The 16,127-nt window shown below is 61.8% G+C and carries 12 protein-coding genes; 9 read left to right on the forward strand and 3 right to left on the reverse strand.

Features of this window, described 5'->3' with window-relative positions:
- Positions 1-2: 2 nt before the first annotated feature.
- The 4 genes from VHD36_23255 to VHD36_23270 all read left to right on the forward strand — a co-directional run bounded on the left by VHD36_23255 (position 3) and on the right by VHD36_23270 (position 6,829).
- A complete protein-coding gene (locus tag VHD36_23255) occupies positions 3-1,094 on the forward strand; it encodes an alcohol dehydrogenase catalytic domain-containing protein (protein ID HVU90268.1) in 1,092 nt (363 codons plus the stop codon).
- Positions 1,095-1,257: 163 nt separating this feature from the next.
- Positions 1,258-1,878, forward strand: coding sequence for a sigma-70 family RNA polymerase sigma factor (locus VHD36_23260; protein ID HVU90269.1), 621 nt, complete (start codon positions 1,258-1,260; stop codon positions 1,876-1,878).
- Positions 1,865-5,290, forward strand: a complete 3,426-nt coding sequence (locus tag VHD36_23265) for a protein kinase (protein ID HVU90270.1) — start codon at positions 1,865-1,867, stop codon at positions 5,288-5,290. The genes VHD36_23260 and VHD36_23265 overlap by 14 nt, the downstream gene beginning before the upstream one ends.
- A 342-nt stretch (positions 5,291-5,632) precedes the next feature.
- Positions 5,633-6,829, forward strand: a complete 1,197-nt coding sequence (locus VHD36_23270) for a PEP-CTERM sorting domain-containing protein (protein ID HVU90271.1) — start codon at positions 5,633-5,635, stop codon at positions 6,827-6,829.
- A 69-nt stretch (positions 6,830-6,898) separates the two neighbouring features.
- On the opposite strand, the gene VHD36_23275 is transcribed toward VHD36_23270, so the two are convergent.
- The gene (locus VHD36_23275; protein HVU90272.1) at positions 6,899-8,110 is read right to left on the reverse strand and encodes a VWA domain-containing protein; all 1,212 of its coding nucleotides are present in this window, start codon (positions 8,108-8,110) and stop codon (positions 6,899-6,901) included.
- 29 nt (positions 8,111-8,139) lie between these two features.
- Entirely contained in the window at positions 8,140-8,970 is an 831-nt protein-coding gene (locus VHD36_23280; GenBank protein HVU90273.1) for a MoxR family ATPase, read from the reverse strand.
- 347 nt (positions 8,971-9,317) lie between these two features.
- Between VHD36_23280 and VHD36_23285 the strand changes: the two genes are divergently transcribed.
- Positions 9,318-10,835, forward strand: a complete 1,518-nt coding sequence (locus VHD36_23285; protein ID HVU90274.1) for a tetratricopeptide repeat protein — start codon at positions 9,318-9,320, stop codon at positions 10,833-10,835.
- 50 nt (positions 10,836-10,885) lie between these two features.
- On the opposite strand, the gene VHD36_23290 is transcribed toward VHD36_23285, so the two are convergent.
- Positions 10,886-11,512, reverse strand: a complete 627-nt coding sequence (locus VHD36_23290; protein HVU90275.1) for a DJ-1/PfpI family protein — start codon at positions 11,510-11,512, stop codon at positions 10,886-10,888.
- Between the two features lie 210 nt (positions 11,513-11,722).
- Between VHD36_23290 and VHD36_23295 the strand changes: the two genes are divergently transcribed.
- The 4 genes from VHD36_23295 to VHD36_23310 all read left to right on the forward strand — a co-directional run bounded on the left by VHD36_23295 (position 11,723) and on the right by VHD36_23310 (position 15,858).
- Entirely contained in the window at positions 11,723-12,496 is a 774-nt protein-coding gene (locus VHD36_23295; GenBank protein ID HVU90276.1) for a glucose 1-dehydrogenase, read from the forward strand.
- Between the two features lie 120 nt (positions 12,497-12,616).
- Positions 12,617-13,336: a histidine phosphatase family protein gene (locus VHD36_23300; protein ID HVU90277.1), complete on the forward strand. Its 720-nt coding sequence runs from the start codon at positions 12,617-12,619 to the stop codon at positions 13,334-13,336.
- A gap of 216 nt (positions 13,337-13,552) precedes the next feature.
- A complete protein-coding gene (locus VHD36_23305) occupies positions 13,553-14,755 on the forward strand; it encodes an acyl-CoA dehydrogenase family protein (protein HVU90278.1) in 1,203 nt (400 codons plus the stop codon).
- A gap of 35 nt (positions 14,756-14,790) precedes the next feature.
- Complete coding sequence (locus VHD36_23310; protein HVU90279.1) at positions 14,791-15,858, forward strand: phosphotransferase family protein; 1,068 nt, start codon at positions 14,791-14,793, stop codon at positions 15,856-15,858.
- Positions 15,859-16,127 lie beyond the last annotated feature (269 nt).

A 16,127-nucleotide genomic window follows, 5' to 3' on the forward strand; every position in this document is an offset into this window, starting at 1 on the left:
TGATGAAAGCGTGGCGATTCTACGGCTTCGGCGATATGCGACTGGATGAAGTTCCGGTGCCTGAGTGCGCACCGGGGCACGTGCTCGTCGAACCATTGTGCGTGCAGCCCAGCGTGACCGAGGCGCAGTTGGCCCTGGGCATACCGACACTGGCCTACGAGCGCGTGAAGCGTCGCTTGGAGCAGGATGCGCCGCTGCAACTTTTCGGCCACGAGTTCTGCGCGCGGATTGTCGAGGTCGGGCGCGGCGTCGCGCGATTTCGCGTCGGCGATCGTGTGGCCGCCCGCGCCAAACAGCCGTGCGGTCATTGCCCGTTGTGCCAATCGGAGCGCAGCCACTTGTGCCGAAAGGGGCCGGTGATCGGCTTCGATCTACCTGGTTGCTTCTCCGAGATCGCCATCCTGCCCGAGGTCGCGCTCGTGAAAGTCGACGAGCGGATTTCCGACAGTGAAGCAGCCTGCTTGCAGTCGCTTAGCGACAGTGTGGCCGCCGTCGAAACGGCGCAGCTGGCCGTCGGCGACACGGTAGTGATCTTGGGCCAAGGGAGCATGGGCCTGGAATGTCTGCAGATCGCGCGGTTGTGCGGCGCCGGGTTGATCATCACGGTCGATGTCCGCGACGAGGCATGCGCGATGTCGCGGGATTTGGGGGCCGACTACGCGCTGAATGCCACGCAGTGCGACGTCGTAAAAACGATCAGCGAACTGACCGAGGACATCGGCGCCGATGTCGTGTTCGAATGCGCCGGCGGCAGCCCGAAGCAGGGATTGGCCGGCCATGCCTCGCTGCTGCAGGCGATCGCGGTCGCGCGCTCGGGGGGCAAGATCATCGGCGTCTCGTTTTACGGTGGGCCCATCCCGATCGAGATCGACCTGTTACGCGAACGCAGCCTGCGTTACGTGTTTCCGGATATCAGCACGCAAGCGCACCTGGCGCACACCGTCCGGCTGGCGGCAACGGGCCGGATCCGGTTGAAAACCACTATTACACACATCCTGTCCGGACTGGAGTCCGTACCCCAAGCGTTTGAAATCACGGCGAATAAGGGGAAGTACAGAGCCATCAATCCCGCCCAGGTCATGATGCGGCCCTAAGAAGCAAGTACCGCTTATATCGACTGACGGCCCTTGATGTGAATCTAGGGTAAAGACCGGAATTCGACCAGTTGCTTTGCCCACTCCTGAGGGTTAGCATGAACCCTTCGATGGGGGGAACGTAGTTAGGGACCCTTCCAGACAGGTATTCGGGGTAAGAGTCATGGAGCAACCAAAGCTCCGCGCGCCTCTGGTAGACCTTGCAGATCCGTTCGAGGCCGCGCGACAGGGTTCCGTCGAGCAGTTTGGCGCCCTCGTCGGAGGTTTGCGCGATTACCTGTTGCTGGTCGCCCATCGGGAGTTGTCCCCGGAGCTGCGCGCTAAAGTCAGCCCCTCGGATGTGCTGCAAGAGACGTTCATGATCGCGCAGCGGAAGATGGCCAGTTTCGAGGGGGCGAGCGAAGAGGAATTGCTCGCCTGGCTGCGCGGAATACTGCTGAACAAGATCCACTCCGCCGAGCAAAGGTATCTCGGCGCGCAAGCCCGGGACGTACGGCGCGAGGTACTGCTCGACCTGTCGCGCGGCGGTCAGGACGGCCTGGCCGCCAATGTCGACAGCCCCAGCCGCTGCGCCATGGCCGCCGAGCGCTCGGTCGTGGTTGACGAGTATTTGCGCCGCTTGCCGCACGAATATGAAACTGTATTGCGTCTCCGCTATTGGGAGCAGCTTCCACTGGAAGAAATCGCCCATCGCATGCACCGCAGTACGGATGCGGTGCAGAAGCTCTGGTTTCGCGCCGTCGAGCGCATGAAGCGGGAGTTGAATCGTAATGAGCGACCGTAACGACGCCCGGTCGGCCCACGAATCCGACGTTGACGATCAACTGGTCAAGGCAGCCTGGGCCTATGACGAACGGTTGAGCGTTTACCGTCGTGACGAGGACGCTGTTTGGGCCGAGGACGTCCCGGCCGGCGTCGAGACGCTTTCGCGGTTATTACAAGCGCAACGGACCATCGAGCTCTTATTCCATGCGGGGAGGGATGCGGCGGAAGCGTCGCTGGCGGGCGAAGCCACGGCCGACTCGCCCAGCCGGGGTCAGGAAGAAACGCTCCCGGTGCGGGATGCAACGAAACACGCGCCCCTAGAGACGCCGGCCACCTTCGGCCGCTTCGAAGTGCGGCGAGAATTGGGCCGCGGCGGCTTGGGCGTAGTGCTGCTGGCCCGCGACCCGATCTTGAACCGCGACGTCGCGGTCAAAATCCCGCGCCCCGAGGCGCTGTTGACGCCGGAACTACAAACTCGCTTCCTGCGCGAGGCGCAAGCGGCGGCACGGTTGACTCATCCCAATATCGTGGCTGTCTATGAAGCCGGCCAGGTCGGCGTGGTCAGTTACATCGCCGCGGCTTATTGCCAAGGAAGCAATCTTGCCGACTGGATCAAGGGGCGCGGTTGCACGATCGCGCCGCGGCAGTCGGTCGAAATCGTCCTGCCGATCGCCGACGCCATCGAATACGCCCACGCGCACGGCGTATTGCACCGCGATCTGAAGCCAAGCAACATTTTGCTCGAGCCCTTCGAGTCGGCCATCGCCGCGAATGATTTCGATAATGTGGGCCTCGTTCCCAAGGTGTCGGATTTCGGCCTGGCCAAGATTCAGGACCTGATCAGCGACGAAACGCGCACCGGCCTGGTGATGGGAACGCCGGCGTACATGGCTCCGGAGCAAGCCGAAGGTCGACTGAGCGACATCGGCCCTGCAACGGACGTGTACGGGCTGGGAACGATTTTGTACGAGTTGTTGACCGGCCAGCCGGCATTTCGCGGCGGCAATGACGTGGATACGCTGCGCAAGGTGGTCTCGGAAGAGCCTGTGGCACCACGCGCGTTGCGAAGCGGTATTGCGCGCGATTTGGAAGCCGTATGCCTGAAGTGCCTGCACAAGGAGCCTTCGAGCCGGTATCCCACGGCGGGGCGATTGGCGGCGGATTTGCGACGAGTGCTGCGAGGCCACGTCACCGAGGCCCGGCCGCGGACTTTGCCCGAGCGCGTCTGGAAATGGGCGCGCCGGCGCCCGGCGATTGCTGCCATGCTGCTGGTGAGCATTGTTTCCGGCATAACGATCGCGGCGCTCTCGGGGCTGTATTCGTGGCGCATGGCGACGGCCCTGGCCCTCTCCGAACAGCGGCGGGTGGATGCAATGTCCGCCCGGACGGAAGCCGACGCGCATCGCCAGATTGCCGAGCACGAACGCGACGCCAACGAGCAATATGCCTATGCCGGGCGCATGGAAGAGGCGTTTCAGACGCTCCGACAAGGGAGCATCAAGAAGGCTGCTGAATTGCTCGACAAGTATGCATCGGGTAGCCGCCTGGCCGACATGCGCGGATTCGAATGGCATTACCTGCACCGCGCACTGCACGACGAACGGCTCGTCTTGCGCGGACATCGGGGCGAAGTTTACGGTGTCGCCTTTTCGCCAGATGGTGGCACGCTCGTCTCCGGGGGCGAAGATGGCACAATCCGCATTTGGGATCCGCGCAGCGGTGAGCAGCGGCACGTCATTCATGCCCACGAAAGTTGCACGAACGACGTCGATTTTTCGCCGGATGGCAAAGTCCTGGCCAGCGCCAGTTGCGATGGCACGATCAAGCTGTGGGATACGAGCAGTTGGACTCTGCTGCGTGTCGTAACCGAGCAGTCGAAGCCGCAACTGTGCGCGGCGTTTTCACCGGACGGTCACCTGCTGGCCGGCGAAGGGGCCGACAAAGGGCTGAGCATCTGGGATTTGCAAGGAACGCTGCTGACGATCCTCGACGTGGAAAATCCGCTGAACGTCGTCAGTTGGAGCCACGATTCACGTTATTTGCTGGTGCCCTTCGTTCACGGCTACACCATTTTCAACACGAGTGATTGGAGTAGACGCGACGTCGACGTTAAGGGACCTATCATGAGCGTGGCCTTTTCGCCAACCGGCGATCAGCTGGGATTCTCCTCAAACTATGCCGTTGGCATGGCAAGTTTCGCGGCAACCAGTCCCGGCCCAATCGTCGACGGGCACCGCGCACGCATTGACAAAGTCTTATTCCGGCCCAACGGTCGTGAGCTCTTATCTTGCGGCGCCGATTACACCGTAAAGGTATGGAAAGTGCCGGAGGCGCCAATTCCGTCCGCTTCGGCAATGCAACCGGCACTCGTCGAGAGCCGTACGTTGCTGGGGCACACCGGCCGTGTTCAGGACATGATCATCGCTCCCGATGGTTGTACCCTGGCGACCGCTAGTTACGACGGCACAGTACGCCTATGGGACCTGGATGCCCCCGGTGCGTCCGTGCCGATGCTGCGGTGCCCTGTCGCAATTCAGAGCGACTATCGATTCGCACAACCCGAATTGTCGAGTGATTTAAGCCGCCTGGCGGTTCACACCGATGACGGGCGCATGCACATTTGGGACGTGACTCAGCAACAGTTGGTGCTCGATCGCGACATCGAGGCAGAGGCCGCATCGGCGATGGCCTTTGGCCACGATCTGCAGCGGTTCGTCGGGTGGGACTGGGTTCGTGGCAGGGTAATCTTCAGCGATGTGGCAAGCGCCGAAGGATTGATCACCGCTACCGTGCCGCGGGGACCCATCCACAGTACATGCTTTAGCCGGGACGGAACGCGTGCCGTGGCCGTCGAATGGACTGGGCACGCACGTGTCTGGGATACCACCACCGGTGAACTGCACTGCACGTTCGGGCGCCCCGGCGAGGGCAAAATCGAGGAGAGTTATTATGCCGATCATCTGCGCCCCGCACTATCAGACGACGGGCGCCGACTAGCCATATGTAACGTCGAGAATGCCGGCATTCTCGACGTCGATTCCGGATCGTGGACCGACATCAAGAGCATCGAAGGAGCATGTTCTGATGTCCAGTTTTCGCCCGATGGACGGTACTTGCTCATCAACGGCTATCCGAGCGGCGTGAACCTGATTGACGCCCACACGGGAGAGTTGTCGCGCGTGCTCCGCCTGCAGTCACCGGTTACGGCCTTGACCGCCTCGCGCGACGGCAAAACCATCGCCACGGCGGTCGGACGGCGCGTGCATTTATGGCACAGCGAAACAGGGCAAAGGATCGGAACGCTTGCGATCGACGAAGACGCCGGGTCGACCTTGCGTTTGCAGTTTTCCGAGGATGGCCGGCACCTGGGGGCGGTGACGACAAAGGTCTTGGAGGACGGCACCGGCCTGGCGACCTTGTACGTCTGGTGACGGCCGGTTCTGCTAATGCCGATGGTGTTCGCGACGACGCAAGTCCAGGCAGCACGGCTGGCGATCGCCGGTGTCTAAAAACCACAGATTTCCCTTGCATCTGACAATCCGAACCCCTATAAGGGTTAGACAGTTCCTCTCTTTCGGAACATGGGCCCGCTAACCAAACGTCGCTCGTAAGCGTTTGCTCTTCTGTGCGGTGCCCGGCCTTGCGCTTTGTTCATCTTCTTCGGTGCGCACTCGATCTGCCGCCGCACGTCGGGGAGCTCTGACGTTGCTTTTTATCTCGTGGCGTTTCGTGCATCCATATTTCTTTCGGGAAATCATCGAAGAGGTGTTCCTATGCTGGCCGCTCGATTTCCGAGTGTCACATTTGCTCTGCTCGCGGCGACGCTCGTCGCGCTTGTTCCATCGTCCGCCTGCGCTGCCAACCAGGACGTGGTTTTCACTATCGATCCATCGCAAAGCACGTTTAATTATTCCACCGTGGGCGGCATTTATGGGACATATGTCCCGGTTTCTCCGGGCAGCGACACCACGAGCGTTAGCGGACATTTTCTGGTGAGCTTCGATCCAACGACCGATACGCCGACGAGCATTCAGTTCATCGGCGGCGATGGCTACTACCAGCAAGACGGTTCGATGACCGTGAAGAGTCAGTCGCCGGGCGTCGTCGTCGACTACACAGGCCTGAGCTTCGATTTCAGCAGCCCGGTCTTGACCAGCAACAATGGCGTCTACCAGGCTAACACAACTACGTTCGATGTCTTGGGCGGCGCGTTAACCGAAACCTTCACCGATAACTCCAGCGAAGTATTCCCAGCACAGGGTTACACCGACAAAGTCACCGCCGGTCAGTGGACGCTGGCCGAGACCGGTGGTCCGGGGTCCGGCGATTGGACGTTGAGCGTTTCTGGGCATTACACCGAGCCCGTTGGTTCCGGTCCGCGCAATTCGACAGGCACGTTCACGCTCAATGCAGTGTCGACGGCACATTTCGGCACGTCGAACATCACGACCGTCGCGCCGGACGCCACGCAAGCCAGCGTGCTGGGGGGCGCGGCAGCCACGGGCGGAGTGACGATCAACCTTAGCGGCAATACCAACGGCGGAACCTTCACGGCGCAGCAGATTCCGAATTCCGGTGGCCTGTCGCAACAGGCGATCGCTGCCGCGCAGGTGAACCCGATCTTCGCGCTGTCGACGAGCTCGCTGTCGGCCGCGCCGCAGATTTGGAGCGTCGAGTACACCGGCCTGCCGACCGGCCAGACAGCGACGCTCGTTTTTCATTACGATCCGTCGCAATTGCCGGGCGGATTCGACCAGTCGCAACTAGGCCTGTGGCATTTCGACAAAACGGCTAATGCCTGGGAGTTCGGCGGCACGGTGAATACGACCGACCATACGATCACGTTCGTCACCAGCAGCTTTTCGCCGTTCGAGCTGGGGCGAGCCGTACCCGAGCCGTCTTCCCTCGCCCTGTTAGGCCTGGGGCTCTTGAGCCTTGCCGGTTGTCGGTATCGCCGGCGGGCGAAATAGCCGTGGTCGAAGATAAAAACCTGCACGATCGAAAGGCCACCTGCGCGGGTGGCCTTTCCTTTTGCGCTCCTAGCTCGCCGGCGGTCGGATCTCCTGGGCGTTCGGCCGATTCGGACGAACGCCGCGCAATACGTCGACGGCTTCGGTCAGCCCGTCGATCGTTAATTCGTACATCGGATACAGGCGGCGAATCATGCGAATCGTTGCCGCGTTCCATCGCTCGCGCGGCTCGGGATTAAGCCACACCGAGTTCGGCACGCGCTCGCGGATGCGCACCAGCCACGCCAGGCCTGTCTCGGAATTGCGATAGTCGAAGCTCAGGGCGCCCCCCAGGTGCGTCAGCTCGGAGGGGGCCATCCAGGCGTCGCCGACGAAGATTACCGACCAGGTGTGATCGAGGTTCGCGAGCAAATCGACCGTGGGCTCCCCCTTCCAGATCTGGATGTCGGTGTATACCCGCTCGTACACACAGTTGTGAAAGAAGCGATGCTCGAATTTCTTGAAATGATTCGCGGCATGGGCGGCGCTGAACAACCGCTCGCACAGATGCGTGTAAGGATCCATCGAGCCCCCCACGTCCATCAACAACAGCAGCTTCACGCGATTGCGCCGCGGCGGTCCGAAGACCAGCTCGATCTCGCCGCCGTTGCGGGCGCTGTGATCGATCGTGTCGTCCAGTTGCAGTTCCTCGGGCCCCTCGTCTTTGTTCAGCCGCTTCAGCCGGCGCAGCGCAATGCCGATTTGCCGCGTGTCGAGAATGCGGTCCGAGCGCAGATTGCGAAAACGTCGCTCGCCGGCGACCTGTACCGCCGAGCGTCCTCCCCCTTCGCCTCCTACGCGCACGCCGGAGGGGTGCTCGCCGCCGTGGCCAAACGCCGATGTGCCGCCGGTGCCAATCCAGCGGTTGCCGCCGTCGTGCCGTTCCTTCTGCCGCTCGAGAAGCTCACGAAAGCGCGAGGCCAGCTCGTCCAGATCGAAGGCTTGCAGCTTTTCCCGGTCGGCATCGCTGATGTTCGGCAGGATCGGATTTTCGAGCCACTCGAGCAATTCGTCGCTCAAGTCGACCGATGTTTCGATGCCGGCAAAAAACGACGCAAAGGCCCGATCGTACGCGTCGAAATCCGCTTCGCGCTTCACCAGCAGGCACCGCGCCAGGTAGTAAAACGTGTTGAGATCTGCCCGCGCGTGCCCCCCGGCCAGGGCCTGCATGAGTGCGAGCCATTCGGTGCTGGCGACCTTCAGGCCGAAGCTGCGCAGATGGTAGAAGAAGTCGATGAACATGCGCGCATGCCGTCTGCGATGTTATCTGCTCAACTCACCCGTCCGAAGCGGCGATTCGAGAGCACGGTTTCGATGTCGGTCTCGCGTTTGAGCAGCACCCCCAGGAAGGGCAGCTCCTTTTCGATCGCGGCCGCCGCAATGCCACCGCGCCGAAGGGCCGCGATCCAATCAATCAGTTCGCTGGTCGAAGGGCGCTTGCGCACCTCGGGCAGGTCGCGCAACCAATAGAATCGCAGCAGCACTTGGCGCAGCAAATCGCTTTCGACGTCGGGATGATGAACCCGCACGATTTCGGCCATCGTTTCCTTGCCCGGGAATTCGATGTAGTGGAACACACACCGGCGGAGGAACGCGTCGGGCAGCTCCTTTTCATTGTTCGATGTGATGACGACGATAGGGCGCTGTTGAGCCGTGATCTGATCACCGGTCTCGGCGACCGTGAAGCTCATGCGATCGAGCTCGTGCAAGAGGTCGTTGGGAAATTCCATGTCGGCTTTGTCGACCTCGTCGATCAAGAGGACCACGCGCTCTTGCGCGCGCAGCGCCCGGCCGAGCGGCCCGAACTTGATGTACTGGCGGATATCGCTGATATCGCGATCGCCGAAACGAGCATCGTTCAGCCGCTGCACCGTGTCATAGACATACAGGCCATCTTGGGCCTTGGTGGTCGACTTGATATTCCAGGTCACGAGCTCGCGGCCGAGATTCTCGGCCACGGCTTCGGCCAGCACGGTTTTGCCCGTCCCCGGCTCGCCGCGAATCAAGAGCGGCTTCTCCAGCGCGCAGGCGACGTTCACCGCGTCGCGGAGCTCGGGCGTGACGAGATACGTATCCGTTCCGGTGAAAAGATGGAACGACATGTGTGCTCCTGGTTAGAAATCCGCTGATGTCTGCCGATCGTCCCGCCGGAATGCAACGAGAGGCCCCCTTCGGTATCGGTCACGACTCAGTGTATGCGACCATGACTTGCGGCATAAGCCGGGCGCCGGATCTTGATGAGCGAACGATGTACCACCCGAGTTTGTGCCCAATTTTCCGCCGTTCCGGGCTACCACTGCTTTGCTGGCGGACCGTTGGGCTCGTGCTAGAATAGGACTGCATGTTCGCTGGGGAGGGTTTCCGATGCTTTCCGCTTAGCATTGCGAACATGTCCCTTTGAGAGACGCCTTTCATCTCTTCCTGGCACCGGACGGCTGAGGATTCTTGCATGCACACTTCCCTGGCACATCTTGCTGCGCCGCCGACCTCGGCATTCCGAATTCTTCTGACCGTGGCGACGATCTTGGGGGTCACGGCAGCCAGCCGCTGGGCTCGGTCTGAACCACTACGTATCGATGCGGCCACCGAGAAAAAGGTCTATCCCGAGATCGAGGAAGCCAAGCAGCGGCTCGCGAAACAAGATATCGAAGGAGCCTTGGAATCATTTAATGCCGCGGCCAAAGCTCACTCAGAGTTGCCGAACGGGCGCGTGCAATTGGCCAACGTTTATTTTTCCATCAATCGCCCGCGCGAAGCACGTGCCCAGTTGGAGAAAGGCATTACGGATTTTCCGAATGATCCGGAAACCTACCTGGTCATGGCCGAGATTGCCTTGCGTGAAGGGCGCTGGACCGATGCGGGCCTGCTGAGCGAAAGGGGGGTCGGGCTTTTGAAGGGATTCAAAGGCGATGCCGACAAAAAGAAGGATCTGATGACCCGAGCCTTCCTCGGCGCGGCGATGACTGCCCAGCAACACGAACGCTGGGAAGACGCACGCAAACTACTCGCGGAACTGATCAAGGCGAACCCCGACTCCGCCGCGGCGCATTACCGGCTGGGGCAGGTGCTGTTCGAGATGGATAAAGAGAAAGACGCCTACGCCGAGCTTCAGGCAGCGGCCCGCATGGACGAAGACATTCCATCGCCCGAGATGACCATGGCCCAGCTCTTCGAGAAGGACAAAGACCGGGCGAATGCCGAGAAATGGATGAAGCAAGCCGTGGCCGCCGACCCCAAGAGACTGAAGACACGCCTCGACGCCGTGCAGTGGATGCTGCGCACCGGCGACCTGGAGGGGGCCAAGGCACAAGTGGCGGAGGCGCTAAAGATCGATCCGGAATCGCAGGATGCTCTGTTCCTCGCTGGCCGCGTGGCGCGCTTCTCCAAGGAATACCCCCAGGCCCAGAAATACCTCGAGCGGGCGTACCTGGAATCGCCCGGCGCGGGCAGCGTGGCCAACGAGTTGGCGCTGACGCTGTGCGAAATCGGCGAAGACGAGCGCAAACGCGCCTTCACGCTGGCCGAGGCCACCTATCGCCAACAGCGCGACGTGGAAACGGCGGCCACCCTCGGTTGGATTTGCTACCGCATGGGACGCATGGAGGATGCCGAGCGGATGTTCAACGCCCTGGCCACGGCGAATCAATTCTCGCCCGACGCCGCCTATTACTTCGCCGTCTTCGCGGATGACCGTAATCGTGGCGAGGCCGCCAAGGGGCTCTTGGAAGCGGCGATCAAGGGAGACGCCCCCTTCGCCCATCGGGCCGAGGCGCAGAAGCTGTTCGATCGACTGACGAAGAAGTCATCGGCGGTACCGGCCAAGACCGAACTCAAGCCGGCCGCAGACAAATTGGAGCTATTCGACACTTCGAAATCGGCTCCCTCAAAAGCTCCGGCAAAGGCTACGCCTGCCAAAGCGCCAGCCACGAAAGCGCCGCCGGCAAAGGGCAAAACGCCGACACCCTAAAAGATCTGCGCGACAGAAACCCCGCGGGACGGGTACCCCACGGCGCGAGATCATCCGCCCGTCTGCCAATTGGGGCGCGGCCAGGGGTACTCCATGTGCCTGGCCGTCTGCTCGGCCTGTGCTTGCCCTAGCAGCCTGGCTACGACGTAGAGCGACATATCGATGCCGGCGGCGATCCCGGCGCTGGTGATAATGCGGCCGTTATCCACCACGCGCTCGTTGGCGTCGACTTGCGTTCGCGGCGCTGTTGTACGCAGCAGGTCGATCGCACCGTGATGCGTGGTGGCACGCAGCCCGTCAAGCAGGTTGGCCTTCGCCAACAAAAGCGCGCCGGTGCATACCGACAAAATGAGTTCGGCCGCTGCCGCGCGCTCGGCGATCCATGCCAGAAGCGCCGCGTTGTGCATTTCGCGCCGCGTTCCCTGACCGCCGGGCACAATCAAGACATCGGCCGGCGGGGCGTCGGCCAGCGTAAAATCGGGCACGACCTTCAGTCCGTTTCTAGCCGTGACCGTAGCTAACCGCTCGGCCACGGTATAGACCCGAAACGGCCGCGGCGATTCCTGCTGCCCGGTGACGGAGAAGACCTCGAATGGCCCACAGAAGTCGAGCACTTCGACGTCGTTGAAGAGGAGCAGGGCCACCTGGCGAGTTTTCGTGACGGTGGTCGTGGGCATTAGAGATTCCTTCTTGCGGAGACGCCCAGCCGCGGGCGGGAGCCTCGTCTTTGGTCGGCGCTTCGGGGTATGTGTCAAAAGAGGGTGCGATGACTCGAGGGGATCGCAACTCGGCCGTTTGCCCCCGTAGACTGCGGATGTTACCTTGCTTTCGCTGGAATCAAAACGACGCGCCGCACGGGGCGCAATCCACCGAGGGGACCTAGGGTCATGGCCGAATCGATTAAAGCGCGTTTCAATCTCACCGGCAAGGTGGCCATCGTCACCGGAGCGAGCAAGGGGATCGGCGAATCGATCGCCCGCGGCCTGGCCGAGTTCGGCGCCAAGGTCATGGTCAGCAGCCGCAAGCAGGACGCCGTGGACGCGGTGGCGAAAACGATCCAAGCCGCGGGGGGTGAAGCCGACGCTTTTGCGGCCCACGCCGGCAGCACCGCTGATCTTCACGCCTTGGTCGACAAGACCGTCGCGCGCTTCGGGGGCGTCGACATCATCGTCAACAACGCCGCGGCCAACCCGGTGTTCGGGCCGATTGTCATGGCCGACGAGGGGGTGTTCGACAAGATCATGGCCGTGAACGTCAAAGGGCCGTTGGAACTGGCGAAAAAAGCCTTTCCCATCATGGTCGAGCGCGGCGGCGGGTCGGTGATCAATATCAGCAGCATCGGCGGTATCAGTCCCGAGCCGATGCTGGGCATTTATAGCGTGAGCAAGGCGGCGCTGATCAGCCTCACCAAGGTGCTGGCCGCCGAATGGGGCGCCGTGAAGATTCGCGTCAACGCCATCTGTCCGGGCCTGGTGCAGACGAAATTCAGCAAGGCGTTGTGGGAGACCGAGAGCAACCTCGAAAAGTTTACCTCGCAACTGCCGCTGGGCCGCATGGCACAGCCCGATGAAATCGCGCCCTTGGCAGTCTTTTTGGCCGGCGACGCGGCATCGTACTGCACCGGCAGCGTCTATCTGGCTGACGGTGGCCACGTGATCTAGGGAATGTCGAATGTCCAAGCTCGCACTGTCTAAGACCGGCCTGGAGGTTCACCTGGATGGGGTGCCACGGGGTGGCTTGCCCGTCAGTGGAGTAGTTAGGACAAGGACTGGTAGGCAAGCTTGAGCAATCTCTACGCCATCCGTCATGGGCAGGCTTCGTTCTTTGCCGAAGACTATGACCAGTTGTCGCTGATTGGCGAGACGCAGGCGCGTTTGCTTGGCGAATACTGGGCCCGCCGCCGCGTGATCTTCGACGAGGTGTACACCGGGCCACGCCGCCGCCACGTCGATACGGCGCGGTTGGTGGGCAACGCATACCGCGAGGCCGGCCTTCCCTGGCCCGAGCCGGTCATGCTACCGGGGCTCGACGAGTACGAAGCCGAGGCGGTGCTCAAGCAGGCCCTGCCACAATTAGTCGCTGAGCACGAGCCGATTCGCCGCCTCCACGAAGCGGTCGAGCGGGCCACCGATCGCGCCGCGAAGCTGAGGGCCTTCCAGAAAATGTACGAGGTCGTGATCGACCGCTGGGTGCATGGGCAGCTGAATCTCCCCCAGGTCGAATCGTGGGACGCGTTTTGCCAGCGCATGCACGAGTCGCTCGACCGGATTGCCGCCAACCCGGCCGGCGGGCGGCAGGTGGCGGCCTTCACCTCGGGGGGGCCGGTCGGAATATGCATGCAGCGGGCTTTGGGGCTCACGCATCGCACTACGCTGCAAATGGCCTGGATGGTGCGAAACGCGGCTTTCAGCGAGTTCATCTTCTCCGGCGAGCGGTTCACGCTCAGCCGGTACAACGCCTTTCCGCATTTGGACGATCCCGAGCATTTGACGTACCGGTGAACGGCGCTGCGCGTAACCGCATGGCGGGAGTCTTCTGTAGCCGGAATCTTCGAGGCAGGGCGCCCAACCACCGGTTCCGGCTCACAGAGCCCGGCTACCGCATCGACCCGACCGCTTTACAGCGGCGCTGGAAATGCGACGATTGTGTCAGCTGCGGAACCACTGATGCGCTAGCTCGGATAACTTGCGCCAAATTCATTTCGAGGGGGGATTCGGATGGACTTCTCTGTTTCGCCAAAGATGCAGGAGATCCTCGCGCGGATGCGCGAGTTCGTCGAGAAGGAGCTCTATCCCCTTGAGCCGCACGCACGTGATCGCGGGTTCAAGGCCACCGTTCCGCAACTGCGCGAAAAGCGCGCCAAGGTGCGTGAGATGGGCCTGTGGTGCCCGCAGATTCCCAAGGAGCACGGCGGAATGGGCCTGTCGCTGCTTGAACACGGCATGGTCAGCGAAGTGCTCGGTCGCAGCACGCTGGGACATTATTGCTTCAACTGCCAGGCGCCGGATGCGGGCAATATGGAAATCCTGATGATGTTCGGCACCGACGAGCAGAAGAAGTCATGGCTGCGGCCATTGCTCGCCGGGGAGATTCGCAGTTGCTTCTCGATGACCGAGCCCGACCGTCCCGGTTCGAACCCCGTGTGGATGGACACCCTGGCCGTGAAACAGGGCAACGACTACGTGATCAACGGCCGCAAGTGGTTCACCTCGTCGTACGACGGTTCGGCCTTTGCCATCGTGATGGCCGTGACGAACCCCGAGGCGCCGCCGCACAAGCGGGCCAGCCAGATCATCGTGCCGGTGAACACGCCGGGCTTCAAATTCGTTCGCAATATCGAGCTGATGGGGCACGCCGGCGACGATTACGACAGCCACGCGGAAGTGGTCTACGAAGATTGCCGCGTACCGCAAAGCAACCTGCTGGGCAAAGAAGGAGAAGGGTTTGCCATTGCCCAGGAGCGGCTCGGTCCCGGCCGCATTCACCATTGCATGCGGTGGATCGGCATCTGCGAGCGCTCGTTCGATCTGATGTGCCAGCGCGCCGCCAGCCGCGAATTGGCGCCAGGCAAGCCATTGGGCACGCAGCAGATCATCCAGCAGTGGATCGCCGACAGCCGCGCGGAAATCAACGCCGCCCGACTGATGGTGCTGGAAGCCGCCTGGAAAATCGACAATCAGGGGATGGCCGCGGCGCGCGAGGAGATTTCGTGCATCAAGTTCTTTGCCGCCGACGTGCTCTTGAAAGTCATCGACCGGGCCATCCAGGTACATGGCGCACTCGGCATTACGACCGACACCCCGCTGTCGATTTATCTGCGCAACGAGCGGGGGGCGCGCATCTACGACGGAGCCGACGAGGTCCACAAAATGGTCGTTGCCAAGCGCATTCTCGGCCGTTACGGACTGAAGATTTCCTGACCCGCCCGCCTCATGCACGCCACGGAGCCCCTCCTTTGACCGACATTCTCGACAAGACGCGCGCTGTTCGCTCGGGCGAGGAACTCGATCTCGCCAAGCTCGAAGCCTACCTGCGCAAGCATTTGCCGCAGGCCGCCGGCTCGCTCACCATCGAGCAGTTTCCCGCCGGCCATTCGAACCTCACCTATTCGGTCCGCCTGGGCGATTTGGATATGGTGCTGCGGCGTCCTCCGTTTGGCAGCAAGGTGAAAAGCGCTCACGACATGGGACGTGAGTACCGCGTGCTCTCGAAATTGCACAAAGCGTTCGCGCCCGCGCCGGAACCGGTTTTGTATTGCGAAGATGAGGCCGTCCTCGGCGCACCCTTCTACTTGATGAAGCGTATCCGCGGCGTGATTATCCGCCGCGAGCCGCCGCAGGGCCTCGACTTTTCGCCGAATGTCGCTCGCCGGCTCAGTGAATCGTTCGTCGATACGCTGGCCACGCTGCACGGGCTGGACTACGAAAAAATCGGCCTCGGAGACCTCGGCAAGCCAGTCGGCTATATGCAGCGGCAGGTTGAGGGGTGGGTGAAGCGCTATTACGGCTCGCAAACGCACGACATCCCCGAGGTCGAGCCGGTCAGCCGCTGGATGGCCGAGCACATGCCGGCCCATTCCGACGCGACCCTGATCCACAACGATTACAAGTACGACAATGTGATCGTGGCGGCCGACGACGTCACGCGCATCATCGGCGTGCTCGATTGGGAAATGTGTACGCTCGGCGATCCGCTCTCCGACCTGGGCACGGCGCTGTGCTACTGGATCAACGCCGACGATCCCGGCGAGATGCAACTGATCCGCTGGGCCCCCACGACCGAGCCCGGCAGCATGACCCGGGCGGAACTCGCCACCCGTTATGCCGAGAAAACCGGCCGCGACACGTCGGGTATGGCGTTCTACTACGTCTACGCCATGTTCAAAACGGCCGTCATCGCGCAGCAGATCTATTACCGCTACCACCACGGCATGACCAAGGACGAGCGCTTCGTGGCATTTTTAGAGGCCGCGAAGATCATGATGCGCGCCAGCCTGCGGGCGGCAGAGACGGGAAAGTACTGAGTTCCTGTTGGGCATTAATCCCGAGTGCCATGCTTTTTCGCGGCACGCGAACAAGCATGTTTTAAGATTCGCGGAGGGCGCTCTTTCGTTGCTACGCATGCTTATTCGGCTTGCGAAAACGCATCGCAGGACACAAGCAGGCGAAACGCGCTTATTGGCCGAATTCCGCGTCAAAACCGCGGCGCAAAAATAGAGCCGCCCACCTTGTGCAGGCGGGCGGCTCGTCACCGTTGTTGCTTTTAGATTCACACAATCGGGACCGTAAAATC

The sequence above is a fragment of the Pirellulales bacterium genome, from assembly GCA_035546535.1.
Classification (GTDB): Bacteria; Planctomycetota; Planctomycetia; order Pirellulales; family JACPPG01; genus JACPPG01.